The sequence below is a fragment of the Schumannella soli genome (genome assembly GCF_006517435.1).
GTDB lineage: Bacteria > Actinomycetota > Actinomycetes > Actinomycetales > Microbacteriaceae > Schumannella > Schumannella soli.
Genome location: NZ_VHQG01000002.1, coordinates 946,879 through 973,652, shown reverse-complemented (window position 1 = coordinate 973,652; position 26,774 = coordinate 946,879). Strand labels below are relative to the sequence as shown.

The following is a 26,774-nucleotide window of genomic DNA, read 5'->3' as shown; positions in this document are numbered from 1 at the left end:
GGGCGATCCGCCCAGCGCCGGTAGGCTCGGCGGGTGCTGCTGCGCCTCCGCTACCTCCTCAACCGCGCCCGTCGACTCAGCCCCGCGAATCTGCTCGGCTTCGCCGGTCGCATCGCCGCCGGCAGCCCGCGGTCGCGGCTCGGCATCCTCATCGACATGCTCTGGTGCTCGGTGCGCTACGAGACGGCGTTCCAGGACTACGCGGACTGGGACTTCCACCTGCTGACGCGCGCCGAGCGCGCGACGTACATGACGCATCCGAAGTCGAACCATCTCGTCGAGCGCTACAACGCGAAGGAGTCGCGGCACACCTTCCGCGACAAGATCGAGTTCAACACGGCGTTCGCGCCCTTCATCGGCCGGGACTGGCTGGATGTGCGCACGGCGAGCCCCGAGCAGATCGCCGACTTCGCGGCGAAGCACGGCCGCATCATGGCCAAGGTGCCCGACAGCCTCTCCGGGCTCGGCATCAAGTCCTACCGGGCGGCGGAGATCGACGACTGGGCGGCGTTCCGCGAGAAGCTGATCGCCGGCCGCCAGTTCCTGCTCGAGGAGTTCATCACCCAGCACCCCGACATGGCGGCGCTCTACCCCGACAGCGTGAACTCGCTGCGCGTCATCACCTTCGCCGAGAAGGGGACGGTGAGCGTGCTGGCCGCCGTGCTCAAGGTCGGCAACGGCGGCGACATCGACAACTTCTCCGGCGGCGGGATGTACACGATGCTCGACGAGCACGGCGTCGCGCACCATCCGGCCTTCGATGCGGCCGGCGGCACCTTCGCCGAGCACCCGATCAGCGGGACCTCGATCGTCGGGTTCCAGGTGCCGCTCTTCGCGGAGACGCTGGCTCTGCTCGACGACGTGGCCGTGCGCATCCCCGAGATGCCGTACATCGGCTGGGACGTCGCGATCGGCGCCGACGCCCCGATGCTGATCGAGGGCAACCCCAACTCGGGCGTCTACCAGCTGAAGCCCTCGCTGTCGGGCGTGCGCACCGGCCTGCTGCCCCGCTACCGCGAGGTCATGCACTTCTGAGTCGGAACTACCGCCGCACCGTCTCGACGGGATGCCAGCGGCGCTCGTCGCGGAAGTCGGCCAGGCGCTGGTCGTAGGCCGCGAGAGCCAGCGACTCGTGGGCGAGTGTCGGCTCGGTCTGCGGGTCGAGCTTCGCGAGCAGGGCGCGGGTGAAGTGCGGATTGTTGACCAGCACCGGGCCGATCAACGAGGTGCCGAGCAGTCCGCCGCGACGCACCCCCTCGACGGCCGTGTGCGTGTTGCGGCCGATGCCGCGCTCGGCGGTCAGGAAGCCGGGCATCGAGTCGGACGCCGTCACCATCGAGAACTGCGACTTGTAACCGACCAGCGGATGCTCGGTCCCGGCCTCCGGCACGACGCCCATGACCTTGCCGCTGTAGCGCCCGAGCATCGACAGCGTGGACTCGAGTTCGAGCACGCCGAGGCCGGCCTCGTCGTAGCCCATCTCGTCGTTGCGGATGCGGGTGCCGAGAACCTCGAGCGCGTTGTGGGTGAAGAGGGCGGGCGTTCCGCCGTCGATGAGCTCGACGAGTCGATCGACGTGCGGGCGCAGGTGCTGGATCGCGAGCAGCTGGCCGCGCTCCGTCAGCGGGCCGAGGTAGAGCAGGTCGACCGGGCCGTCGACGAACGCGGGGCGATCCGTGAGCCCGGTACGCACGATGCGGGCGTCGGGACGGCACTGCGCCAGGTAGTCGATGTTGGCGTTGTCGCCGTGCAGGTTCGCGATCTCCGGGAAGAGCATCTCGATCGTCAGGCTCACGAGGCGCTCCCGCCGAGTCGGTCGCGCAGGCGGTTCTGCACCGGGGTGCCGGTGATGACCGCGTTGTGCACGCTGTGCAGGTTGGCGACGGCCGCCATTCCGTCGACCTCGACCGCCTCCGCCGCCGAGATCTCGTCGACCACCGTCACGATGCGCTCGGGATCGACGCCCGCGATCGCGAGACGCAGCGCCTGGTCGTAGCGACGCACTCCCCCGACGACGATCTGCTCGATCTCGTCGGAGGCGAGGTAGTCGTAGTCGGCGTCGTACGTCCAGGCGGTGTTCTCGACGTTGCTCGTGCGCTCGCTGACCTCGTCGATGTTGAGCACGACCGACTTGCGGCCGGGGAACGCCGCGACGTACTGGAAGGCGCGTGAGCAGGCGACGCCCACGAGCCCCTTCGTCAGCTGGCGCACGATAGTCGTCCGGCCGACCTGCTCGGAGGCGAAGCGCGTCGTCGGCGGAGCGATGCGCTCGAAGGCGGCGACGATCCGATCGCGCGGCACCGCGAGCTGGTCGAGCACGGCGGCGACGGCGATCTCGTTGTAGACGTTGACGATGTTGTCGTTGATGAGGTGCGCGCGGCGCTCATCGCCGGCGAGGTCGAGCGTGAGCTGCCCGGCCGCCGCGTCCACCTCGCGGGCGCGATAGGCCGCCTCGGGCGCGCGGAATCCGCAGTTCGGGCAGAACGCCTTGCCGATGTGGTTGAAGCGCCAGTAATCCCAGCTGAGCGGGTGGTCGCACACCGGGCAGATCGCGACATCCACGGCCGCGCCGGAGGGGGTCGTGCCGTCGCCGGGCTGGCGATCCACGGCGAAGAAGGTGCGGTGGTTGTCGTCGCCGCCGATCGACGCCGCGATCAGGTCGTCGGCGTTGAGCACTAGGTGCGTCGATGGGGCCACCGCCGACGAGACGAGCCAGGCGATATAGGCCGGGTGCGCGTTGCGCTTGATCGAGTCGCGCGTGAGGTTGGTGCAGACGAGCACGTCGGGCTTCAGACCCGGCAGGATCAGCCGGGCCGAGCGCTCATCCATCTCGATGATCGCGACATCGGCGCGAGAGCGTCCCGTCCAGGTCAGGGCGTCGATCAGCGTCATCGCGACGCCGGCGGCCAGGTTCGACCCGATCCGGTTGCTGGCGACCCGGAGGCCTTCGGCCTCGAGCGCTTCGGCCAGCAGGTTCGACACGGTCGTCTTGCCGTTCGTGCCGGTGACCGCGACGACCCGGGCGGGATGGCGCACGGCGCCGATGATGCCCGGGTGCAGCCGACGGGCGATCCGGCCCGGGACGTGCGTTCCCGCACGTCCCGTCAGCCGGAGAGCCAGCGCCGCGAGCTTCGCCGCCCAGATGGTCAGCAGCGTCCGCACGCTCGCGTGCCCCTTACTCGAGGTAGTCGCGCAGCGACTGCGAGCGCGACGGGTGACGCAGCTTCGCCATCGTCTTCGACTCGATCTGGCGGATGCGCTCGCGCGTCACGCCGAAGGTGTCGCCGATCTGGTCGAGCGTCTTCGGCATGCCGTCGCCGAGACCGAAGCGCATGCGGATGACGCCCGCCTCGCGCTCGCTCAGCGAGTCGAGAAGCGACTCGAGCTGCTTCTGCAGCATCGTGAAGCCCACCGCGTCGGCCGGCACGACCGCCTCGGTGTCCTCGATCAGGTCGCCGAACTCGCTGTCGCCGTCCTCGCCGAGCGGGGTGTGCAGCGAGATCGGCTCACGGCCGTACTTCTGCACCTCGATGACCTTCTCGGGCGTCATGTCGAGCTCGCGGCTCAGCTCCTCGGGCGTGGGCTCGCGGCCCAGGTCCTGCAGCATCTGACGCTGCACGCGGGCGAGCTTGTTGATGACCTCGACCATGTGCACCGGGATGCGGATGGTGCGCGCCTGGTCGGCCATGGCGCGGGTGATCGCCTGACGGATCCACCAGGTGGCGTAGGTCGAGAACTTGAAGCCCTTGGTGTAGTCGAACTTCTCGACCGCGCGGATGAGGCCGAGGTTGCCCTCCTGGATCAGGTCCAGGAACTGCATGCCGCGGCCCGTGTAGCGCTTCGCGAGCGAGACCACCAGGCGCAGGTTCGCGCCGAGCAGGTGGCTCTTCGCGCGCTGACCGTCACGGGCGACCCAGGTGAGCTCGCGGCCCAGCTGAGTGCGGTGCTCGCTCGCGTCCATGTGCGAGAGCTTCTCCTCGGCGAAGAGGCCCGCCTCGATGCGCATCGCCAGCTCGACCTCTTCGGCCGCGTTGAGCAGTGCGACCTTTCCGATCTGCTTGAGGTAGTCCTTGACCGGGTCGGCGGTGGCGCCGGTGATCGCGGCCGAGTAGATCGGGGCCTCGTCCTCGTCGGCGTCCGAGAGGCGCAGCGCTCCGGTCGGGAGCGGCTCGTCGACCGAGGTCGACTTCGTGTCGGACTTGTCGTCGCCCTCGGCGTCGTCGCCGTCATCCGAGCTGTCGGAATCGGCGGAGTCGTCCGATGCACTGTCGTCGCCCTCGGCGGGCTCCTCGTCCTGGTCGTCGGCATCCTCGTCGGCGGCCTTGCTGCCGCGCTTGGCGGCGGGCTTCTTGGCGGCGGTCTTCGCCGCGGCCTTCTTCTTCGGCGCCGCCGTGGTCGTGCTGGCGGCGGCGGCCGCCGACGTCACGACGGTCTCCGTCTCGCTCGACTCGTCGACGGTCTGCGTGACCTCGGTGGTCGCTGCCGTGCTTCGGGTGGCCATGCGCTCCCCTTCCCGGGCGTTCTGGGCAGTACTAAGACCCTTGTCAAGCCCCCGGCGGCGAAAGCCACGCGTGATGGGGTAGACAGGGTCTGTAGCTACCGATTATCGCACAGTCCTGCGACGATGCGTGACGCTGTCGCCGGAATCCGCGGCGGAAGGTCTCCTCCGCGGCCCCGGCGCCGGTTCATTCGGTGGGACGCGCCGGTCGCCAGCGTCGGAACAGTGCAACCCAGAGCGGGGCCACCTCTATTCCCGATTCGGCGTACATGAGCGCTCGGGTGCGGCGTCGCGCGACGATCAGGCCGGCGATGCCGCCCGCCACGATGACGCCGGGGATGATCAGCGCGATGCGGAAGCCGTCGTAGGAATAGAGGTCGCGCGTGACGCCGGCGCCATGCAGGGCGTCGAGCACGACGCCGACGAGCAGCATGCTGACGAAGCCGCCGGTGAAGCCGCCGACGTTGACGATGCCCGAGGCGGAGCCGAAGGCGTGACTCGGGTTGAAGCTGCGGGCGACGTCGAAGCCGATGAGCGAGCCTGGCCCGCCGGCCGCGACGACGAGGAAGAAGAGCACGACGAGACCGACCGGCGGCGTTCCCGGCCAGAGCAGCATGAGCGCCCAGACCACGGCGATGGCCGAGACCACGGTCAGGATGAGCGAGCTGCGGCGCAGCGGGAAGCGTGCGATGAGGTACCCGATGATCGGGCCGCAGATGACGCCGCCGACGACGAGGAGGGACATGATCCCTGCGGCGAGTCCGGTCGAGTAGCCGAGGCCCGCTGTCAGGAGCGGATAGCCCCAGAGGATCGCGATCACATTCGTCGGGGTGCCGCCGATGAGATGCACCCAGAAGCCGAGCTGCGTTCCCGGGCGCCGTGCCGAGGCGAGGAGGCGCGCGCCGAATCCGCCCGCCGGCAGCGGACCGGTGAGCGGCTGAGGCTCGCCGCGTTTGACCGCGATCAGCACGACGAACAGCGCGACGAGCGACAGCGATCCGAGCACGGCGAACGCCGGGGTCCATCCCGCCTGCTGCAGCAGCAGGGCGAACGGCACCGCCGAGAGGATCTGTCCGAGCTGCCCGATCGTGCCGACCCACTGCGAGAGCTGCGAGACGATCCGGCCGCTGAACCAGAACGGGAGCAGTCGGATGACGGAGATGAAGGTGAGCGCGTCGCCGGCGCCGACGAGCATCCGGGCGACCACGAGCGGTGCGAAGCTCGGCGAGAACGCGAGCAGCAGCTGGCCGGCCGCCATGAGGCCGGCGCCGATCAGCAGCGGGCCCTTCGAGCCGAGCCGATCGACGAGGGCCCCGACCGGGATCTGCATGGCCGCGTAGACGACGACCTGCACGACCGCGACCGTCGAGATGGCCGACGCGGAGACGTCGAAACGCTCGGTCGCGGGCACCCCGGCGACGCCGAAGGAGGTGCGCTGCGTGACCGACACCAGGTAGGCGAAGACCGCGCCACCCAAGACGATCCAGGAACGCAGCGAGTTCACCCTCGAACGCTACCGGTCCCGTCAGCCACGTTCCCGCATCGCTGCTCCGCCGCGCGCCCGCAGCTGGCGCCAGCAGGCACGGAGGACGGTGCCGTCAGTCGTCGTCGGTGCGGCGCGAAGCGAGGAAGCGCTCGAGCTCGGCGGCGATCGAGTCGGCCGACGGCACGGTGCCGTCTTCCGTGACGAGCGGCGAGGGAAGGGGGTTGTCCTCCATGTAGCTGTCGTGGCGGGTCTCGAGCGTCGCCACGAGCTGCTGCAGCTCCTCATTGCCGGCGACCTGCTCCTCGACCTTGGTCAGGAAGTCGCGGTTCTCCTCCCGCAGGCGATCGGTCGGGAAGATCAGCCCCGTCGCGGCGCTGATGCTCTCCAGGCCGGTGATCGCGGCGGCCGGGTACTCGGTGTCGGCGAGATAGTGCGGCACGAGCAGGACGAACCCGGCGGTCGGCAGGTCGGTGCCCTGCAGGTGGTGCTCGAGCACGTGCAGGACGTTCGACGGCACCTGCGTGCGCGGGCGCCACACCGACATCGACTCGATCAGATCGGCGCGGTTGCCGCTGACCGTGACGCCGATCGGACGGGTGTGCGGCACCGGCATCGGGATGGCGTGCACCCAGGTAGCGCTCGCGACGCCGTAGCGCTCGACGAGCTGCTGGATCGCGGTCACGAAGCTCTCCCAGCGGAAGTCGGGCTCGTATCCGCTGAGAAGGAGGAAGGGTCGACCGAGCTCGTCTTCGACGAGGGCCAGCGTCAGCGTCGCCGGAGTGATCTCGGCGATGTGGTCCTGGTCGAAGAAGGCGACAGGACGGCGTGCACGGTAGTCGAGCAGGATGTCGTTCTCGAAGACGACGACATCCTTCGACTCGAGCGTGTCGCGGAAGAACCCGGTCAGCTGGCTGACGGCGCTGCCCGAGTCGGCGAAGCCGGTGAGGACGGCGACCAGCGGGAGACCGCGCGGGACGTCGGCGTCATCGAGGCGGACGTCGTAAAGAGCGCGGGGATCCTGCATCCCTCGATTCTACGGAGGGCCCCGGCGGCACCGCCGGACCGGACGGACCGCGACGAACGCCCACAGCGAACAGCTGTCGCGGCCGCTCGTTAGGCTGACGACATGACCCTCCCCCGCCTGTCCGTCAGCTCCGCATCCGTCGTCGACAGCAGCGCGGAGGTGATCGTGATCGGCGTCCGCGCCGGCGTCGACGGACCCGAGGCCGTCGGCCTTCCGGAGGGAGTCGAGATCGCCACGGGGACCCTGAAGTCGATCGGTGTGGGCGGCTCGGCCGACGAGCTGGTGCGCATCCCCGCCCTGCCCGGGCTCCCGGCCGCCGTCGCCCTCGCCGGCATCGGTCCGGTCGTCGACGTGGATGCCCTGCGGTATGCCGCCGGGTCGGCCGCGCGCCAGCTGGCGGGCGTCGAGAGCATCGCCCTCGCGCTGCCCGCGGAGTCGCCCGAGGCGACCGCGGCGATCCTGGAGGGCGCCGCGACCGGTGCCTACGTCTACGCGGCTCAGCGCCAGTCGCCGGTGCGCCAGGCCGTTCAGGAGATCACGGTGCACGGCGCCGAGTCGACGGAAGCCGTCGCGCGCGCGGAGGCGCTCGCCGAGGCGGTGCACACCGTGCGCGACCTGGTGACCACGCCGCCGAACGAGCTGTTCCCGCAGAGCTTCGCCGAACGCGCGCGGGCCCTGGTCGGCGATCTGCCGATCGAGGTCGAGGTGCTCGACGAAGCGTCGCTCGCCGAGGGCGGCTACGGCGGCATCCTCGGCGTCGGCCAGGGCTCGAGCCGCGGTCCGCGTCTGGTCGTGCTGCGCTACGCGCCGGCTGGAGCCGAGCGCCACCTCGCCCTCGTCGGCAAGGGCATCACCTTCGACTCGGGCGGACTGTCGCTCAAGCCGGCCGGCTCGATGGTCGGAATGAAGTACGACATGACCGGCGCCGCTTCGGTGCTCGCCGCGACGATCGCGGCCGCGCGACTCGGGCTCCCCGTGCGCATCACGACGCGGCTCTGCCTCGCCGAGAACCTTCCTTCGGGCACGGCCATCCGCCCGAACGACGTGCTCACGATCCGCGGTGGACGGACCGTCGAGGTGCTCAACACCGATGCCGAGGGGCGTCTCGTTCTCGCCGACGGACTCGTCGCCGCGAGCGAGGACCAGCCTGACGCGATCGTCGACATCGCCACGCTGACCGGCGCCGCCAAGGTCGCGCTCGGTGAGCGCGTCGTCCCGATCATGGGCGATGAGGAGCTGGGGCAGAAGGTCGTCGCCGCGGGCGTCGCCTCGGGCGAGCCGTTCTGGCCCATGCCGCTGCCGAACGAGCTGCGTGCGGCCCTGGAGACCGACGTGGCCGACATCGCGAACGCGCGCATCGGCAACACCGCGGGCGGGATGCTGCTCGCCGGCGTGTTCCTGCGCACCTTCATCGGCCGTCGCGACGGCGACGAGGGCGCGACGATCCCCTGGGCTCACCTCGACATCGCGGGGGCCGCGAACCACGTCGGCCGCGGCTTCGGATGGACGACGAAGGGATCGACCGGCATCGGCGTGCGCACCCTCGTGCGTCTCGCCGAGGACTTCGCCGGCTGAGGTCGGACGCCGCGGGCGTGCCCGGCATCGGCACGTCCGCGGCGTACTAAGGTTGAACACCGGCAGGGAAGCCCCTGCGAACCAGGTCGCGCAGCCGAGAACACCCCCTTCGGGCGCGGCCGAATCGACGCACGAGGGAGACACTGAGTGTCCGAGCAGAACTTCGACCTTGTCGTGCTGGGAGCCGGAAGCGGTGGATACGCCGCGGCTCTGCGCGCCTCCGAGCTGGGCCAGAGCGTGGCCCTCATCGAGAAGGGCAAGGTCGGCGGCACCTGCCTTCACGTCGGGTGCATCCCGACGAAGGCGCTGCTGCACAGCGCGGAGATCGCCGACAACGCCCGCGAATCCGCCAAGTTCGGTGTGAAGGCCGACTTCCAGGGCATCGACATCTCCGCCGTCAAGGAGTACCGCGAGGGGATCATCGCCTCGAAGTGGAAGGGTCTGCAGGGCCTGCTCAAGGCGCGCAAGATCACCACGATCGAGGGCCAGGGACGACTCACCTCGCCGACCACCGTGCAGGTGGGCGACCAGATCATCACCGGCAAGAACGTCATCCTTGCGACCGGCTCGTACTCGCGCACGCTGCCCGGTCTCGAGATCGGCGGCCGCGTCATCACCTCCGAGCAGGCCCTCCAGCTCGACTTCGTGCCGCAGAAGGTCGCCGTGCTCGGCGGCGGCGTCATCGGCGTCGAGTTCTCGAGCGTCTGGAAGAGCTGGGGAGCCGACGTCACGATCATCGAGGCGCTCCCCCACCTCGTTCCGAACGAGGACGAGTCGGTCAGCAAGCAGTTCGAGCGCGCGTTCCGCAAGCGCGGCATCGACTTCAAGATCGGCACCCGCTTCCAGAGCGTGACGCAGAACGAGAACGGCGTCGTCGTGACGCTCGAGGACGGCTCGACCGTCGAGGCCGAGCTGCTCCTCGTCGCCGTGGGCCGCGGCCCGGCGACCGCCGGCAACGGCTTCGAGGAGGTCGGCGTGACGATGGACCGCGGCTTCGTCATCACCGACGAGCGCCTGCGCACCAACATCCCGGGTGTCTACGCCGTGGGCGACATCGTCCCCGGCCTGCAGCTCGCGCACCGCGGCTTCCAGCAGGGCATCTTCGTCGCCGAGGAGATCGCGGGCCTCAACCCGATCGTCGTCTCCGACAGCGACATCCCCAAGGTCACCTACTCCGACCCCGAGGTCGCGTCGATCGGACTCAGCACCGCCAAGGCCGTCGAGAAGTACGGCGAGGATGCGGTTCAGAGCTACGACTACAACCTCGCGGGCAACGGCAAGAGCCACATCCTCGAGACCTCCGGCTCGATCAAGGTCGTGCGCGTCAAGGACGGCCCCGTCGTCGGCGTGCACATGATCGGCGCCCGCGTCGGCGAGCTGATCGGCGAGGCGCAGCTGGCCGTCAACTGGGAGGCGTACCCCGAGGACGTCGCCCCCTTCATCCACGCTCACCCGACTCAGAACGAGGCCCTGGGTGAGGCGTTCCTGGCCATCGCCGGCAAGCCGCTTCACGCCATCTGACCGCCCGCCGGAACACCGAACTAAACTTGAACTCGAACGTTCACTAAGGAGCATCAACCGATGAGCGAATCCGTCAGCCTGCCGGCACTCGGCGAGAGCGTCACCGAGGGGACGGTGACCCGGTGGCTGAAGCAGGTGGGTGACCGTGTCGAGGTCGACGAGCCGCTGCTCGAGGTCTCGACCGACAAGGTCGACACCGAGATCCCCTCGCCCGTCGCCGGCGTCATCGAGGAGATCCTCGTCGCCGAGGACGAGACCGTCGAGGTCGGCACCGACCTCGTGCGCATCGGCGACGGCTCGGGCGGCGGCGACGCCGCTCCGGCCGAGCAGCCGGCGGCCGAGGCGCCCGCCGCGGCTCCCGCCGCTGAGGCCCCGGCCGCGGCTCCCGCCGCTGAGCAGCCCGCCCCGATCGAGCAGGCTCCCGCCGAGTCGGCCCCGGCCGAGCAGGCGCCCGCGCCTGCTGAGCAGCCGGTGCCCGTCGCCGAGCAGCCCGTTCCGGCCGCGCCGTCGACCGAGCAGCCGGCCGGCGCCGAGGCGACCGCCCCGGCCGCCGAGCCGCAGGCCGCTCCGGCCGCTCCCGCCGAGCAGCCCGCTGCAGCTCAGCCGGCCGCCGAGCCGGTGGCGGCCGCTCCGGCTGCCGAGGCTCCCGCGGCCGCTCCGGTCGCGCAGGGCGCCGCGGTCGCCGCGCAGGACGGCTCGCGTGCCGGCTACGTCACGCCGATCGTCCGCAAGCTCGCGAACGAGAAGGGCATCGACCTCGACGGCCTGTCGGGCACCGGGGTCGGCGGTCGCATCCGCAAGCAGGACGTGCTCGACGCGGCTGACGCCGTGACGGTTCCGGCCGCCGAGGCGCCGTCGGCGGCTCCGGCTCCCGCCGCCGCTCCGGTCGTCGAGGTGTCGCCGCTGCGCGGCACCACGGTGCCGATGTCGCGTCTGCGCAAGGTCGTCGCCCAGCGCGCGGTCGTGTCGCTGCAGAGCACGGCGCAGCTCACGACCGTTGTCGAGGTCGACGTCACCAAGGTGGCGCAGCTGCGCGACAAGGTGAAGGCCGAGTTCCTGGAGAAGACGGGCACGAAGCTCTCGTTCCTGCCGTTCTTCACGCTCGCCGCGGCCGAGGCGCTCAAGGCGTTCCCGGTCATCAACGCGACCGTCGACGGCGAGAGCATCGTCTATCCCGACCACGAGAACATCTCGATCGCGGTCGACACCGAGCGCGGCCTGCTGACGCCGGTCGTCCGTGACGCGGGCGAGAAGAACCTGGCCCAGCTGTCGCAGGACATCGCCGACCTGGCCGGCCGCACCCGCGACAACAAGCTGCTCCCCGACGAGATGTCGGGCGGCACCTTCACGGTGACGAACACGGGCTCGCGTGGCGCGCTGTTCGACACGCCTCTGGTGTTCCTGCCGCAGGTCGCGATCCTCGGCACCGGCATCGTCGTCAAGAAGCCGGTCGTGGTCAGCCAGGACGGCAGCGACGCGATCGCGATCCGCTCGACCGTGTACCTCGCCCTGTCGTACGACCACCGCATCGTCGACGGCGCGGACGCGGCGCGCTTCCTCACGACGGTCAAGGCCCGCCTCGAGGGCGGCGACTTCGCGGGATCGCTCGGCATCTGAGTCACCCTGCCGCGCTCGAATAGGCGCGGATACGCCATCCGGCCTCCCCTCTGATCAGCAGAAGGGAGGCCGGATCGCTGTTCGGGGCGAGACGGATGACCACCGCGTCGCCGAGTTGCTCGCTCACCTCCGTGGCGGCGAGGTCCACACGGGCGCGATCGGCGACAGTGGCCGATCCGGCGTCGAGTCGCTCGAGCAGCGCGCGGTCGTCGGCGGCGGCCGTCGAGCCCGGGTCGAGCACGCGCGCGAGCCCCTGCACGTCGAGTTCGCGCAGAGAGTCCCGCCTCAGGGTGAGCAGCGCGCGGGCCGCGGCGAGCGGATCGTCCCCCTGCACGGCCTTGTCGGCCCGATCGGGAGCCGCCGTAGAGGGAGCGGCTGAGTCGCTTCGTTTATCGCCGGCACGATCCGTGGCGGCCTCGCGGTCGGCTGTCGCAGCGGAGGACGTGGATGCCGGCGGCACGGATGAGGTGCCGGTCGCGTCCGCCTCAGGGCGGGGCGTCTCCGCCGCCGAAGGGCCGGGTACGAGCAGGAACACGAGGAGGGCGGCCGCAGCCGCGCTTCCGAGGGCGACGGCGCCGCGGCGTCGCCGCGGACTCTGCGTGAGCGCGACGCGGGCCGCCCACGCTCGCGCGGCCGCGACGGGGGCGCCGTCGAGCGCCTCGCCAATGATGCGGCGACGCGCGTCGCCGCCTGTGCGTCGGTGCGTCGTCGACGCCATCGCGTCTCGGGTTCGAGTCGGATCGCCGGCCGATCCGGTCCTCCGCGAGCGTCGGGGCGACCGCGCAGCGCGCCCGTCCCCGATCCGTTCGCCTCGCTCTCGCTGTCGCCGCGTCGCGCGCCCCACGGATCCCGACGAGCCCGACCCGGCGGCACCCCGACCCTCACGGCGTCGTGCCCGGCGACGTCCGCCGGGCGACGACGTCCGATCGCCGTCGCCGCCGAGGTCGGCGTGGTCGCCCCTCCCGCTCATCGCGTCGGCGGGCGCGACCGCGGCTCGGCGCGGCAGCGCCGTGGCGGCCAGCGGCTCCGCCGGCCCCTCGGCGTCCGTCTCGATCGGGAAGCGGACCGGCGATCCCGAGGAGAACGCGAACAGCTCCGCGCTGAGCCGGCCCAGCGGATCATCAGGGTCGGCGGCGGCGCGCTGGACGGCGTCGAGTGCCCGCCGTCCGGCGCCCCCGGTGATCCGTTCCGCGAGTGACCGCGCGAGCAGCGCGACGGCGTCGCGGTCGCGTCGCACACTCTCGAGGCGTTCGAGGTGAGCGGGCGCCAGTCCGTGTTCGAAGAGCTCGGCGCCGCCGAACCCGCACAGCTGGGGCGCGCCGCTCGAATCGAAGAGCACCCGGTGAGCTGTGATCCGGCCGTGGGCGACTCCGGCGCGGTGCAGCCGCGCCACGGTGGAGGCGAGCGGGGCCATGATCGTGACCAGCTCCCCCGACGAGATCGTGGCGCGGTCGCGCAGAAGCCGCGCGAGGTCGCCGCGCTCGGCGCGCTCCAGTACCGCGGCCACCCCGTCGCCGTCGTCGCCGACGTCGATCAGCCGCACGACATGATCACCGCGTGCCCGGTCGAGGGCGCGCAGCTCGCGGTCGACGCGGTCATCGTGACGTGACCAGTGCTTCATGACGCGCGGCGTGCCGCCTTCGTCGTGCACGACGAGCAGGCGGCGCCGCGGACTGCTGTGCAGCACCCGCAGCACGCGCACCGCTGCGATGTGCTCGTCGAGCGCCGACAGAGCCGCAACCGCGGACGACGCGGCTGGCATCGGACTCGGACGCGTGTCGGTCCTCTCGCGCGACGCGGCGGTGTCCGACGCGGCGGTCGCGTGGCGACTCCCGAAGAGATCCATGCGCCCAGACTCGCCCGTGGTCGCGGTCCGCCGCGCTCCTGGACGCCGATCTCGGGACGGTTCGCCGCATCCGCGCCTGGGGAGGGATCGCCGGCGCACCGCGACATGCCGGATCGGCACCCCGACATCCCGCAGTCCGTTCTGCATAGACTGCCGACGTGGTCGACTATGTCGACACGGGGCTAAGCGCCAACTCCGTGTCCTATTCGACGGCCCTCCAGCAGCAGCGTGAGCTCCACGCCGCTGTCGTGGAGCGCCGGGCGCCAGAAACCGTCATCCTGCTCGAGCACCCCTCGGTCTACACGGCCGGGAGACGCACGCAGCCCGAAGATCTTCCCGACGACGGCACGCCCGTCGTCGAGGTCGACCGGGGCGGCCGCATCACCTGGCACGGTCCGGGGCAGCTCGTCGGCTATCCGATCCTCCGCCTGCCGGAGCCGATCGACGTGGTCGCCTACGTGCGCCGGCTCGAGGCGATGCTCATCGCCGTGCTCGCCGACCTCGGCATCGCCGCGGGCCGCGTCGACGGCCGCAGCGGGGTGTGGATGCGCGGCACCGACAAGATCGCCGCGATCGGCATCCGGGTGGCCGAGGGGGTGACGATGCACGGCTTCGCTCTCAACTGCAGCAACGGCTTCGACGCCTACGAGCACATCGTCGCCTGCGGGCTCAGCGACGCCGGCGTCACGAGCATCAGCTGCGAACTCGGGCGCACCGTCACGCCGGAGGAGGTCGCGCCCCTCGTGCAGAAGCACTTCGGGATCGTGACCGGCATCGTGGAGGCGACCGCCGCATCCACGACCTCCGCCGCGACGCCCGCCGCCGACACGCCGGCGGCCGCACCGCAGTTCGCGGGAGCGAGCGCATGAGCGCCCCCGTCGACGGCCGCAAGCTGCTGCGACTCGAGGTGCGCAATGCGCAGACCCCGATCGAGAAGAAGCCCGAGTGGATCAAGACCCGCGCCCACATGGGCCCGGAATACACCGAGCTGATCGGCCTCGTGAAGAGCGAAGACCTGCACACCGTGTGCCAGGAGGCCGGCTGCCCGAACATCTACGAGTGCTGGGAGGACCGCGAGGCGACCTTCCTCATCGGCGGCAGCCAGTGCACCCGCCGCTGCGACTTCTGCCAGATCGACACCGGCAAGCCGGCCGACTACGACACCGACGAGCCGCGTCGTGTCGCCGAATCCGTCGAGCGGATGGGGCTGCGCTACGCGACCGTCACCGGCGTCGCGCGCGACGATCTGCCCGACGAGGGCGCCTGGCTGCACGCCGAGACCGTGCGCGCCATCCACCGCCGCAACTCCGGCACGGGCGTCGAGATCCTCGCGACCGACTTCTCCGGCAACCCCGATCACCTCGCCGAGGTGTTCTCGAGCCGCCCCGAGGTGTTCGCACACAACGTCGAGACCGTGCCGCGGCTGTTCAAGACGATCCGCCCCGCGTTCCGCTACGAGCGCTCGCTCGGCGTCATCACGGCGGCACGGGATGCGGGACTCATCACGAAGTCGAACCTCATCCTCGGGATGGGCGAGGAGCGCCAGGAGATCTCGCAGGCGCTGCGCGACCTGCACGACGCCGGAACGGACATCATCACGGTCACGCAGTACCTGCGTCCGTCGCCCCGGCACCATCCGGTGAACCGCTGGGTGCGCCCGGAGGAGTTCCTCGAGATCAAGGCCGAGGCGGAGGAGATCGGGTTCCTCGGCGTGCTCGCCGGACCGCTCGTGCGCTCCAGCTACCGCGCCGGCCGCCTGTGGGCTCAGTCGATGCTCGCCCGCGGGCGCGAGATCCCGAGCGAGCTGCACCATCTGGCCGAAGCCGCGGAGAGGGGATTCGCGCAGGCGGTGTCCTGACCGCGTCGGTCCCTGCCGGGGCGCTCCGACGAGCGACTCTGGCAGGGACCGCCCTCGAGCAGGCTCTATCCTCGTAACCATGGCGCGCACCACCACCCCCGCGAAGGAACCCGGCCGCATCCGTCAGATGTGGAACGTCTTCCAGATGACCCGCCGCTACGACCCGCTGGTCGTCTGGTACCTGCTGCTGGCGTTCATCGTCCCGGTCGCGGTCGGCATCGTCGTCGCCTTCCTCATCTCGCGCGGGCAGATCCTCGGGATGGTGCTCTACATCCTCGCGGGCGTGCTGCTCGGCGTGCTGCTCGCCATGATCGTGCTCGGCCGTCGCGCCGAGAAGGCCGCCTACTCGCAGATCGCCGGTCAGCCCGGCGCCGTCGGCTCCGTCATCAAGAGCGGCCTCCGCCGCGGCTGGACCGGCACCGAGATGCCCGTCAACATCAGCCCGCGCACGCAGGACGCCGTCTACCGCGTCGTCGGCCGGGGCGGCATCGTGCTCATCGGCGAAGGCCCGCAGAACCGCACCCAGCGGATGCTCGAGGACGAGCGCAGGAAGGTGCAGCGCATCGTCCCGAATGTCGAGGTGCACTTCGTCCACGTCGGCCCCGACGCCGATTCCGTTCCCCTTCACCGACTCGCGTCGAAGCTGACGCGATTCAAGAAGGCCCTGACCACCGCCGAGATCTCCGCCGTCTCGAACCGCCTCGCGTCACTCGCACGCACGCCCGGCGGCATCGGCATCCCCAAGGGCATGGACCCCACGAAGGTCCGCGCGCCTCGACCCCGGTAGGTGACGGCGCCCAACCGCGCCGCTCGTAACATCCCCGAAACAGAAGTGTCACTGCAGGGAAACCGTGGATCCCTACCCTCGGGGACAGTGCTCCGGGCCTCGGCCCGGTGCGATCCGCATCCACGGCTATTTGGAGCAGCACCCTATGTCCACCCCCCTGTTCAGCGACTCGTCTGAAGTCCTCGCCTTCATCAAGGACACGGACGTCAAGTTCCTCGACATCCGCTTCACCGACCTCCCCGGTGTGCAGCAGCACTTCAACATCCCGGCGTCGACGGTCGACGAGGACTTCTTCGCTGTCGGCCAGCTCTTCGACGGCTCGTCGATCCGCGGTTTCCAGTCGATCCACGAGTCGGACCTGCAGCTGATCCCGGACATCTCGACCGCCTACGTCGACCCCTTCCGCACCGAGCGCACGCTCGTCATCATCTTCGACATCTACAACCCGCGTAACGGCGAGATCTACGGCCGCGACCCGCGCCAGGTCGCCAAGAAGGCGGAGAAGTACCTCGCCTCGACCGGCATCGCCGACACCGCGTTCTTCGCGTCGGAGGCCGAGTTCTACATCTTCGACGACGTGCGCTACGAGGTGAAGCAGAACAAGAGCTACTACGAGGTCGACTCCTCGGAGGCCGCGTGGAACTCGGGCCGTGAGGAAGAGGGCGGCAACCTCGCCAACAAGACCCCCTACAAGGGCGGCTATTTCCCCGTCTCCCCCGTCGACCAGCACGCCGACCTGCGCGACGACATCGTGCTGAAGCTGCAGGAGGTCGGCCTCGAGGTCGAGCGCTCGCACCACGAGGTGGGCACCGCCGGCCAGGGTGAGATCAACTACAAGTTCGACACCCTCGTACATGCGGGCGACGACATCCTCAAGTTCAAGTACGTCGTCAAGAACACCGCCAACGAGTGGGGCAAGGTCGCGACCTTCATGCCGAAGCCGCTCATGGGCGACAACGGCTCGGGCATGCACACGCACCAGTCGCTGTGGAACGACGGCAAGCCGCTGTTCTACGACGAGCAGGGCTACGGCGGACTCTCCGACATCGCCCGCTGGTACATCGGCGGCATCCTCAAGCACGCCGCGTCGCTCGCCGCGTTCACGAACCCGACGGTCAACTCGTACCACCGTCTGATCCCCGGCTTCGAGGCCCCGGTCAACCTGGTCTACTCGGCCGGAAACCGCTCGGCGTCGATCCGCATCCCGATCACGGGCACCAACCCGAAGGCCAAGCGCATCGAGTACCGCGCCCCCGACGCCTCGGGCAACCCGTACCTCGCCTTCGCCGCCCAGATGATGGCCGGCCTCGACGGCATCAAGAACAAGATCGAGCCGCACGAGCCGGTCGACAAGGACCTCTACGAGCTCCCGCCGGAGGAGGCCAAGGGCATCCCGCAGCTCCCGGGCTCGCTGGATGCGGCGCTCAACGCGCTCGAGGCCGACCACGACTACCTGCTCGAGGGCGGCGTGTTCACCGAGGACCTCATCGGCGCGTGGCTCGACTACAAGCGCGAGAAGGAGCTGCTGCCCTTCGCCCAGCGCCCGCACCCCTTCGAGTACGAGCTGTACTTCGGGGTTTGATCTCCGTACTTCGGTGTTTGCCCGCCACTCCCCCGTGATTGCTGGTGAGTAGGCGGCTCACACTGGAGGTGACGTAGGTTCCAGGAGCCTCGGGGTCCGCACTTACCCCTCAGATATCTGAGGGGGCGGCCCCGAGGCTCCTTTTGTCGCCTGTCGGGACTACGTGCGGGGGTTCTCCTCGAAGCTGAACAGGTCGTCCAGGCCGGCGGCGTCCACGACCTTCACGGTCGGGGCGATGTACGACTGCCGGGTGGTCCGCGAGTCGGAGTGCCCGAGCAGCGCCGACGCCGCGTCGTCGCCGGAGGCGCGGCTGACGACGGTCGCGACCGACCGGCGGAGCGTGTGCGGGGTCAGCTGCTTGACGATCAGCCCGGTCTTCGCGAGGGCCTCGACCACGGCGGGCCGCTTCGTCACCGCGTCGAAGTGCGTGCCGATGATCGACGGGTTGATCCACGGCGTCTCGACCCCGACGGTCGAGATCCGCCGCACCAAGGGCATGTTGGCGTCCCGCTGTTCCGGCGCGAGCGACTCGTACGCCGCCCGGAGCGCCCGCATGCCCATCCCGTCGGGCAACAGGCGCACGACCCTCTCCTGCCCCTTGGTCTTGAGCTTGGGCTGGCGCTCCAGCGGCTGCCCGGCCAGGTAGACGAGGGTGCCGTTGACGTTCACCGTGTTCCGGTCGAAGTCGACGTCGCCGACCCGGATCGCGAGGGCCTCGGAGATCCGGAGGCCACCGACGCCGAGGATGATGTCGACCACCAGCTGGGACTGGCGGCGGTTCGAGCGGCGCTCACCCTCGAGGACGTAGGCGTTGAACTCGCGGCGGAAGACCTGCACCTGCTCGATGGAGAGCGCGACCGGCTTCTTGCTCTCGTACCGGACCTGCTCGAGGGCGCCCATCGGGCTGTACGCGACGAGCTCAGCCCGCACCGCGTAGCGGAAGACCTGGCGGAGGATCGACATCAGGGTGCGGAACTCCTTACGCCCGACCTTGCGCCCGAGGTCGTTGACCAAGGACTGCATGCGGTGGGCGCGCAGCTCCTGGAGGGCGAGCGCCTCGTACCACTTCGTGAGCCGGTTGATCTTGGTGCGGTACATCTGGACCGTCTGCGGCCGGATCTCCCGGGTGAGGACGATCTCGTCGTACCAGACCTCGAGCAGCTCGGACAGGCTGGAGGCGCTGGTGAGCTCGCCCGCCTTGAGGGCCAACTGGGTCGCGCGCCGCAGGAGCTTCCGCTCGATCTCGTCCGCGGACGCGCCGAACGCCTCGAGCCGGCGCAGCCTGCCGGCGGCGTCGCGCGTGCTGGCGCGCCCGCGCAGCTTGCCGGACATGTCGGTGAACGCGATCTTGCCGATCGCGCCGACGGCGAGCTTGGGCCGGCCGGCGCTGCTGAGGCTCTTGCCCTCGTGGTGGTTGTTGTTGGTGTTCTCCATGCCAGGGTCTATGCGCGGCATGACGCCGAGGATGTGCAACCGCGCTGAATGACCCGGTCAGCGAGCTTTTTCGGATCGGATGCAGACGTCAGCTACCTTCGCTACGTGAGCGAGAGCGTGCCTGATGATCTGGATCCGCGAGCACGTCTCCACCACGCCGATGGGTCGTTCGAGTACGTGCGGCGAGAGGACCTCAAGGGTCTCGACGAGTTCATCGCCGCCTGGCAGCGCAACACCGACCTGCCAGATGAGCAGTCCTTCTCCGCGTGGCAAATGTCGGACGACGAGCACCCAGCGGGAGACGGCGCGCCGGGCTACCGGATCGTCTACAAGACGATCCGCACCGTCTTCGGTCCTGAGCTTCGGATCGACGGCGGTAACCTCCGGATCCAGTTCGGCAACTACGAGGTCACCTGGGGTGAGACCAGGTTCCCCAACGCAATGCCACACCGCCGAGAGGGCAAGTGGCTGATTCCCCAGTGGGGCAAAGTGACGTGGCAGGGCGGCCAAGGTCGCTATGATCCAGATCCGGACGTGCAGATCCAGATCTCTGCTCACCAGGAGACCACCCCGCCTGGCAACTTCGTCGAGTTGCTCTACCGACTGCCTGATGCCGACTCGCTGACCTACGCGCAGAAGCTGACCCTCGGACGGAGCCGCACGGGACCACTGACGGCCACGATGGACCTGCTCTGGGGAGAGCGCATCCTCGGCCCGGTCGTGACCGAGGAGGTCGGCGCCGTCTTCGACGACTGGCACTGGAATCGGCTCATGGGTGGGCCCACCTTCATGTGGGAAGCGCAGGCCCAGTTCCGAAACGCGGTCGGCCCGGAACTGGATCATGCACTCGATGTCGCCTTCAAGATCAACCGCGAGCACACGGAGCCCGAGCGGGACCGTGTACGCACCGCCGCTCAGTGGTACTGGCGGGCGGATCGCGAGTCGGACCCGGTCATGCGGTTCCTGAGCTACTGGCTATGCGTGGAAGCCGTGGCACTGGAACCCGGCGGTCACAAGATCGGTCCCGTGAAGACGATGGTCGCCGCGATCTTGGACACCACGCCGAACATGGTCGGCGGAGTTGGACGGCTCTACAACGTGCGCAGCGAGATCGCACACGGCCATTCCTGGGCAGCCACGACAGACGCCATCGCGGGGGTCAAGGCGATCGCCGAAGCCGTCCTCTCCCGCCGCCTGCTTGGACGCGTCTCGCCAGACCGGGTGCGCGAACTCCGCCGCTACGCGGTCGACGACGTGCCAGAGCGGCAACGCCGTACGAGCGAACCGAGACCCTAGATCCGGCTGGCCGCGATCTGCGCCGCGCGAATCCGTCGGACGATCTTGACGCCCCGCCTCTGGAATCCGAGTGCTTCCATGACGACGGAGAGTTCGTCGTCCGCGCTCCTCACCACCGCGTCACTGCGAACCCAGGCCACAACGTCTCGCAATGTCGAGTCTGTGTAGTCGTCGATAGACGCATACGGATAGAAGCGGGGCTTGGGCAGTGTCCGCTCTCCGATCGGCAGCTCCCAAGCGCCGGGCACATCGGCAACGGGTTCTGACGTCGCCTTCGAGTTGCGTTCCAGGGCCTGCTCGACCGCCCGAAGGACCTGCTGGACCTCGGCATCGGCGTCGTTGAACCAGTCCGTGCTCCAGATCCGGTGGAAGGTCCACCCGCGTCGTTCTAGAAGCTGTTGACGCAGTCGATCTCGTTCGCGGGCGATGTGTCCCGAGTGATATGCCGCGCCGTCTGCCTCGATCGCCAGGATGTGCCTGCCGGGCATGACCGGGTGACGAACTGCGAAGTCGATTCGGTAGGAGCCGACTCCAACTTGAGCGTCAAGGTGAAGCCCGGCCTCCTGGAGGCGATCGCGGATGTCGATCTCGAAAGGGTTGAGGGCTACGCCGTTGTTGGGTCCGTCTCCGAGCTCTGCGCCGCGCGAGGCGACGAAGCGGACGAACTGGTACATGAGCTTGTAGCCGGGGCTGTCGTGTCCGTCAGCCGCGAGGTCGTCTGGCCCGAAGCTTGAGATGAGCGTGAGCCGCAGCCGCGCGCGACTGATCGCCACGTTGAGCCGCCGCTCTCCCCCGGCTTGAAGAAGCGGACCCCAGAACAACCGAAGCACTCCGTCCTGCCCGCGTCCGTATCCGACGGTCAGGAGGATCGCATCACGTTCGTCGCCCTGAACGCGCTCGATCGACTTGACGAAGAAGGGCTCCTTGGAGTTCAAGGTCTCGAGGAGGTTCGGGTCTGCGGCGAACTCGGCGTCCAGAGCAAGTTCGAGCCGCCGTTGATGCTTGATGCCGAAGGCGATCACGCCGATCGACTCGTCGGGATGTTCGCTGGCGTGTCGCTTCACTGCGGCGACGACCTCGGCGACCTCGGCGTCGGGGCTGTTGGTCCCGCCGTTGATGCCAGGACTGTAGGCCACCTGCGTGTGGGTGATGGCGTCTGGGGTGTCGGCCGAGGGGAACGTGGTCAGCGAGTTCGAGTACACGAACCGGTTGGACGGCGCGATAAGACGTTCGTCCCTCGACCGGTAGTGCCAGAGCAAGCTCCGGGACTGGCCAGCCAGTAGCCGGTCTACAGCGAACAGGATGCTTTCGGCGTCGCGAGTGAACGATCCGAGCTTTCGCGACGGCTGAGCACTCGGCAGAGTGGCCTCGAAGCCCAAGTCCTCGTCGCGATCATCAGCGTCGTCGTCATCCCCGAGGGTCTTGGTGAAGAACTCAGTCGGGGGAAGCTGCCGGCTGTCGCCGGCGACGATGAGCTGGCGGCCACGCAGGATGGCGGGGATCGCGTCCGCGGGCTTCACCTGACTCGCTTCGTCGAACACCACGACATCGAAGATCTGTTGGCGCGGGAGCAACCGGGATACTTGGAGCGGACTCATGGCCCACACCGGCTTTGCCGAGAGCATGACATCTCCGAGATCCCGCACGAGACGTCGAACCGGAGTGAACCGCGCGCGCCGCGTCACTTCCTTCCGTAGAAGAAGGTGCTGATCCTGATGTTCGTCGAGGGCGACCTTGAGCGCCTCGGCTACGCGGCGGCGCACTCTGACTGCGTTCGCCTCAAGGTGGTCGAGGTCGGCCCTCTGGAAGTCGCGTGCAGCCTGATCCAGATCGGCGCCCGAGACCGTTGAGAGTTCCGGGTCGAAGAACAGCGCCTCGTCGAGGAGAGTCGAGGTGACGGCGGCGTCGAAGATCCATCCGGCCAGCTCCGTGCCCTGATGCGATACGTCCATGCGGTCCGCGAGCTCCTGCAGAAGGGGCTCGACTCCCCTGCCCTCGAGCGAGCCCTTCATAGCTGCCACCTGGGGCATCGCTGCACGCCTTCTGTCGGCTGCGAGGCCACGAAGCTTCTCAACTAGGCCCGTAGTCGGGCTGGTCACCAGGTCCGTGTCGATCAAGTAGGTCGACAAGCGGCTCAGACCGTCGCGGAACAGTCCAGCCTGAGTCCAGATTTGGGCCCACCCCTCGTCCGGTCGCGATGGAGTGCCGGCAGGCCATTGCTCTCGGAGCTCGACGACCGCGCGGAGAGTTGAACCGCGGTCTCGCCTTGCTAGGTGACCTACGAGCTTGCGCACCAGTTCGCGCGCCGACTTTTTCTGGGAACTCGCCAGGCGCATGCCGGAAGACTTCCGGTATGCACGGTCTACGATCGTCAACGCCTGTCGCAGATCGTCGAGCGTGATGTCTTGCTCGACCGCTTGCGGCACCATGCCGGCCACGCGCTCGACTCGCTCCATGAACCCGCCAGCGACTTCAAGGTCCTGGAAGCTCTGGAGAGGAGGCAGGTTCGCGGACGTGAGCACATCCGTTGTGGCGGTCAGCCTCGGAGTTAGGTCTCGCGACAGTTCTCCGAGCAGTTCTTGCGTCGCACGCAGGATCTCCGCCGTAGTGATGTGCTCTGGCGCCCATCCCCCGGCAACGTTCCAGTCCGCATCGAAGGCTCCGAGCCTCGCCAACTCGACCACGGCTGCGCGCGCTTGGATGGCGTCGCTCTCCGACCACTGGTTCAAGGTGGGAACGTCAAGACGGGTGGCGCTCGTCACGCCGTCGGGCTGACCCGCAGCTCGTGCGAGCAGTTGCGAGACGCTCAACCCCCAACCGCGGGTTGGCAAGTGCATCGCTCGGTTGTGCCTGACCAATCGGTCGCGCGTCGAGCCGAGGGTGAAGTGAAGCTCTTGTGTGTTCGCCTGACCTGCCGTCGCCTGCCGATCGAGGGCCTCCTGCAGCTGTTCGGCGATGAACCTGCGGGAGCTCGCTGCCGCGAACAAGTCGAGCACGACGTGCCCAAGGTCGACCTTCTCCAGACGATCGAGCACCGCTGACACGGCGGCACGCTTCTGAGCGACGAACAGGACCTTTCGGCCGTAGGCCGCGGACGTCGCGATGATGTTGGCGATCGTCTGGCTCTTGCCAGTTCCCGGGGGCCCCTGCACCACGAGGTTTCGTCCGGCGAGTGCCGCGTTCACGACATAGCTCTGACTCGAGTCGGCGTCTAAGACGAGATACTCAGCGTCAACGGGGACGAGGTCCGGGAGCTCGTCGGTGACACCGTCGCTCACGGAACGAATCCGCTCCGCGGCCGCCGCATCGCCCGCAAGAGCCGCAACCAAGTCGGACTCAGCCAGCGCGTCGACGTCGCTGATGTCGTCCACCATCGGCTGCTTCACGTAGCTGAACGCCCCGACGAGCAGCGTCGGCTCGATCGAGAAGTCGGCGACGTCATCGCAGGCGTACTCGACGTCCGCGTAGGCGTCGCGGATCGAGTCGGGCGAATCGTCGTCCATGTCGGCGAGGAGATCGTCGGAGAGCCGCTCGCGGTCCGCGTTCAAGACGTGCATCATCACGCCGTTGAGGGCGAAATCGTCGTTCAGTCGCAGATCCCATGACTGTTGGGCGCCTCTTCGCAGTTCGATCTCCACCGACCTCAGAAGAACGGGCGACCTGGGGCGCGTGTAGGTCGGCTTCTTCCGAGGAACCTCTGCAGTCGTCTCGTCCTCTTCGATCTCGGCCTCGACGAGATCCGGGTTACCCTCCGGATCCCACGACGCCAGCCCCGCGGCGAGCGATGTGACGGAGATCCCGTATTCCTCCACCGCCTCGCGTTGCTTCCGCGCGAGCGCAGCGCATGCCTTCTGAGCCCGTTCGAGATCCAAAGCCGACGGATAGAGCTCGGAGAGCCGAACCGTCTCGCCGCCGAGGAACCGGGCAAGCACTCGCGGCGGGCAGTCGTCGAGCACGAGCGTTGCGGCGGTGTTGCGGTAGTACAACAGGCGGTTGCTTCCGCCGACGTCGATCAGCCCGTTTCGCCACTCTCGCGATGCCGTTGCGAGCGAATCGGAAATCTCGTCGTTCAAGCTGGCTACCTCTCATCTTGCCGCGAATGGTCAGCATCGCACACGGCGACGACACGACGAAGACCCACTCCGAGGCTCCACGCAGGCTGCGTGCCATTCAGTCTCTTGCGCATTGCTCCGAGCAAGGAGTCGCGGTCCTCAGTCGTCGCGACGAAGCATCGAGTGCTCAAGCCAGTCGCGCGGTTCACCCATCGGTCCCTGCGCGAGGGTAGTAACGAACGCGGCTTCACGCTCCGCGACTTGTTCCTCGGAGAGCGGCACCCACGCAAAGGGGTTCTCCCGGCCCATGCGGTGCGGGAGGCGGTCGAGCAGGCGGTCATACGTGAGGGCGAAGCGAGGATGGTCCACGTCGGGTCGGAGTCCCTCGACGGTGTGGAAGTTCGGATCAGCGTCCTTGGCATAGCCGCAGGCGGCGAAGGCGGACCAGGAAGCGCCGAGGCGCCGAGCGATTCGATCGAGCTTTGCAATCTCCGTAGCCCCCCACGGCGCCGGCGCTGCGCTTCGCCTCCACGGGGACGACATTGCCGTTCGGGAACAGCATCGTGAGGTCAATCTCGCCGACGCCGTTGCCGCCACGGGCCTCGCGGACGTTCATACCCGGGTGGAGGCCGATGATGTCGACCCTGCCGCCGCCCACGAAGTAGAGGACGGCGAAGTAGCGCAGCGCGGGCAGGTGGCCCATCGCGTCGTGTTCGTAGACGCGTCTCATCCGCTCGCTCAGCCGGTAGCTGAACTTCACCAGGTTGGGGTTCTCGAACGGGTACTCCATCGGTTTGCCGCACCCGCGGCAGATCAGTGGCAGGGCGAAGGCGCTGACGGGGATCCACTGCTTGGACTGGCAATGCAGGCATCGCGTGGAGAACCCCCGGATGACAACGCCCGACCGTTCGGCCCAGTTCAGCCACTCGTTGGTGGCGCGGGTGTTGTTGCCTAGGCGCTCCTTGAACTTCTCGTAGGAGCGTTCGGCCAGGTCGTCGACGGATGCGGGGACCTCGCCGGAGAGTCGTTGGTCACGGGGTGTGCGCGTTTGCCGCTTCGCCCAGGCCGCGCTGTTCTGCGATGCCATGTCGTCGAGGAGGCGCAGGAGCGGCTCATGTGCGAGGTTGCCAATCTCCCAGTAGTTGCGGAAGTCAGATAGCGCGGTGACGCAAGCCGTGCCAGGCTCCGATGGCTCGGCGTCAAGGCCGCGGGCGTCGAGGACGGTGCGGAGCATGAGCATCTTGCTCGGCCACGCGATCTCGATCGGTTCGTCGCCGCTGAGGGTCGCACGGTGCGTCACGGCGCCCGCTGCGTAGCGGACGTTGGGGGCGCGTGTTCGCACGTCAAGCGGGTTGGGTAGCGGGTCGGCGGGCAGGCGTACGTCGACCTCGAACAGTGCTCGCGGCGAGAACCCACCTTGCTCGCGCTGACGCTGCACCCGTCGGTCGGTGAACGGCACGAACGTCGCCGCACCCTCGTGCCAGAGGAGGACCTCGTCGCGGTTCCACCCTGGTGCGCGACCCAGCGTCATGACCTGGCGCGGGGCGACGAACTCGAAGTGGATGGGCGACGGCGCGGAATCGGGCGTCTGGGCGGCGAGTTCGGTGATGGGGACGCTCGTGCTCGTCACGTACAACGCCTGGGGCCAGCCAGGGTGGTCTTCGGTGACTTGCTGGCGGATGTATGCGAGCACGTCCTTCGTGAACTCCGCGGCGGGGATGCCGATGGGCAACGCGAAATGGTCTCCGTGGGCTGCGCGGAGGGTCCAGAGCAACGCCAAATCACCGGTGTCGCCCGGAGAGCACACGACGATGACGTTGGGGCTCGGCGACGGTGCCGCGTACTTGGGGACGGGGATCGTGTCGTCGGGGCCGTCGAGCGACCAGGAGTTCTCGGGAGCCCTGAACAACTACTCGGGATTCTCGAGTAGTTCCTGCCTCCGACCAGACGTCGCTTCGCCTGCGCACCCCCTTCGTCGGCGACGCGGGCGGGCACCGCGCATTCGTAGCGAGAGCGCAAGGCGCGCAGCCGCCGCCCACAGCCGAGAGGCGTCGGCTGCGGAATGATGGCCGGAGACGCCCGAGTCCACGCCCTACAGCCGCCCTACACAAGTCATCGTCGCCGGATGTCGTCGTATGTCGTTCGAGGTACCCCATTGTCGGTGGGATTCGGCCATGCGCCGGTCTTCTCGGATGCGA

General features: G+C 68.9%; 18 protein-coding genes. 9 read left to right on the top strand and 9 right to left on the bottom strand.

What is annotated here, in order from left to right; genetic code table 11:
• The first annotated feature begins 33 nt into the window (after nt 1-33).
• A complete protein-coding gene (locus tag FJ657_RS10195) occupies nt 34-1,035 on the top strand; it encodes a sugar-transfer associated ATP-grasp domain-containing protein (RefSeq protein WP_255447254.1) in 1,002 nt (333 codons plus the stop codon).
• A gap of 7 nt (nt 1,036-1,042) precedes the next feature.
• Here the strand turns inward: FJ657_RS10195 and FJ657_RS10190 are convergent, their stop codons facing one another.
• The 5 genes from FJ657_RS10190 to FJ657_RS10170 all read right to left on the bottom strand — a co-directional run bounded on the left by FJ657_RS10190 (nt 1,043) and on the right by FJ657_RS10170 (nt 7,008).
• Nucleotides 1,043-1,795: a hypothetical protein gene (locus tag FJ657_RS10190; protein WP_141163527.1), complete on the bottom strand. Its 753-nt coding sequence runs from the start codon at nt 1,793-1,795 to the stop codon at nt 1,043-1,045.
• The gene (locus tag FJ657_RS10185; protein ID WP_141163526.1) at nt 1,792-3,162 is read right to left on the bottom strand and encodes a Mur ligase family protein; all 1,371 of its coding nucleotides are present in this window, start codon (nt 3,160-3,162) and stop codon (nt 1,792-1,794) included. The genes FJ657_RS10190 and FJ657_RS10185 overlap by 4 nt, the downstream gene beginning before the upstream one ends.
• A 13-nt stretch (nt 3,163-3,175) precedes the next feature.
• Nucleotides 3,176-4,501 carry an RNA polymerase sigma factor gene (locus FJ657_RS10180; protein ID WP_141163525.1) on the bottom strand — a complete coding sequence of 442 codons (1,326 nt, stop codon included), beginning with the start codon at nt 4,499-4,501 and terminating at the stop codon, nt 3,176-3,178.
• Nucleotides 4,502-4,685: 184 nt separating this feature from the next.
• The gene (locus tag FJ657_RS10175; protein ID WP_141163524.1) at nt 4,686-6,002 is read right to left on the bottom strand and encodes an MFS transporter; all 1,317 of its coding nucleotides are present in this window, start codon (nt 6,000-6,002) and stop codon (nt 4,686-4,688) included.
• 94 nt (nt 6,003-6,096) lie between these two features.
• Nucleotides 6,097-7,008: a proteasome assembly chaperone family protein gene (locus FJ657_RS10170; protein ID WP_141163523.1), complete on the bottom strand. Its 912-nt coding sequence runs from the start codon at nt 7,006-7,008 to the stop codon at nt 6,097-6,099.
• A gap of 102 nt (nt 7,009-7,110) precedes the next feature.
• Between FJ657_RS10170 and FJ657_RS10165 the strand changes: the two genes are divergently transcribed.
• The 3 genes from FJ657_RS10165 (at nt 7,111) to sucB (ending at nt 11,721) form a co-directional block, all read left to right on the top strand.
• Nucleotides 7,111-8,583 (top strand): leucyl aminopeptidase, encoded by a 1,473-nt coding sequence (locus FJ657_RS10165; RefSeq protein WP_141163522.1) that lies wholly within the window; start codon nt 7,111-7,113, stop codon nt 8,581-8,583.
• A gap of 147 nt (nt 8,584-8,730) precedes the next feature.
• On the top strand, nt 8,731-10,104 hold the full coding sequence (lpdA, locus tag FJ657_RS10160; RefSeq protein WP_141163521.1) for a dihydrolipoyl dehydrogenase: 1,374 nt from the start codon (nt 8,731-8,733) through the stop codon (nt 10,102-10,104).
• Between the two features lie 60 nt (nt 10,105-10,164).
• A complete protein-coding gene (gene sucB, locus FJ657_RS10155; RefSeq protein WP_141163520.1) occupies nt 10,165-11,721 on the top strand; it encodes a 2-oxoglutarate dehydrogenase, E2 component, dihydrolipoamide succinyltransferase in 1,557 nt (518 codons plus the stop codon).
• A 1-nt stretch (nt 11,722) separates the two neighbouring features.
• On the opposite strand, the gene FJ657_RS10150 is transcribed toward sucB, so the two are convergent.
• On the bottom strand, nt 11,723-13,567 hold the full coding sequence (locus tag FJ657_RS10150) for a protein kinase domain-containing protein (RefSeq protein WP_181408937.1): 1,845 nt from the start codon (nt 13,565-13,567) through the stop codon (nt 11,723-11,725).
• A gap of 158 nt (nt 13,568-13,725) precedes the next feature.
• On the opposite strand from FJ657_RS10150, the gene lipB reads away from it, so the two are divergent.
• From lipB to glnA, 4 genes are all read left to right on the top strand, one after another.
• Entirely contained in the window at nt 13,726-14,436 is a 711-nt protein-coding gene (gene lipB, locus FJ657_RS10145) for a lipoyl(octanoyl) transferase LipB (RefSeq protein ID WP_141163518.1), read from the top strand.
• Nucleotides 14,433-15,425, top strand: coding sequence for a lipoyl synthase (gene lipA, locus FJ657_RS10140; RefSeq protein WP_141163517.1), 993 nt, complete (start codon nt 14,433-14,435; stop codon nt 15,423-15,425). The genes lipB and lipA overlap by 4 nt, the downstream gene beginning before the upstream one ends.
• Before the next feature lie 79 nt (nt 15,426-15,504).
• Nucleotides 15,505-16,212, top strand: a complete 708-nt coding sequence (locus tag FJ657_RS10135) for a DUF4191 domain-containing protein (protein WP_141163516.1) — start codon at nt 15,505-15,507, stop codon at nt 16,210-16,212.
• A gap of 157 nt (nt 16,213-16,369) precedes the next feature.
• Nucleotides 16,370-17,794: a type I glutamate--ammonia ligase gene (gene glnA, locus FJ657_RS10130; protein WP_141163984.1), complete on the top strand. Its 1,425-nt coding sequence runs from the start codon at nt 16,370-16,372 to the stop codon at nt 17,792-17,794.
• 159 nt (nt 17,795-17,953) lie between these two features.
• Here glnA and FJ657_RS10125 read toward each other — a convergent pair whose 3' ends face one another.
• Nucleotides 17,954-19,228, bottom strand: a complete 1,275-nt coding sequence (locus FJ657_RS10125; protein WP_181408936.1) for a tyrosine-type recombinase/integrase — start codon at nt 19,226-19,228, stop codon at nt 17,954-17,956.
• Nucleotides 19,229-19,333: 105 nt separating this feature from the next.
• Between FJ657_RS10125 and FJ657_RS10120 the strand changes: the two genes are divergently transcribed.
• Nucleotides 19,334-20,524: a hypothetical protein gene (locus FJ657_RS10120; RefSeq protein WP_141163514.1), complete on the top strand. Its 1,191-nt coding sequence runs from the start codon at nt 19,334-19,336 to the stop codon at nt 20,522-20,524.
• On the opposite strand, the gene FJ657_RS10115 is transcribed toward FJ657_RS10120, so the two are convergent.
• The gene (locus FJ657_RS10115) at nt 20,521-24,597 is read right to left on the bottom strand and encodes a PDDEXK-like endonuclease domain-containing protein (RefSeq protein WP_141163513.1); all 4,077 of its coding nucleotides are present in this window, start codon (nt 24,595-24,597) and stop codon (nt 20,521-20,523) included. The genes FJ657_RS10120 and FJ657_RS10115 overlap by 4 nt on opposite strands.
• 385 nt (nt 24,598-24,982) lie before the next feature.
• The gene (locus tag FJ657_RS10110; protein ID WP_141163512.1) at nt 24,983-26,485 is read right to left on the bottom strand and encodes a hypothetical protein; all 1,503 of its coding nucleotides are present in this window, start codon (nt 26,483-26,485) and stop codon (nt 24,983-24,985) included.
• Nucleotides 26,486-26,774 lie beyond the last annotated feature (289 nt).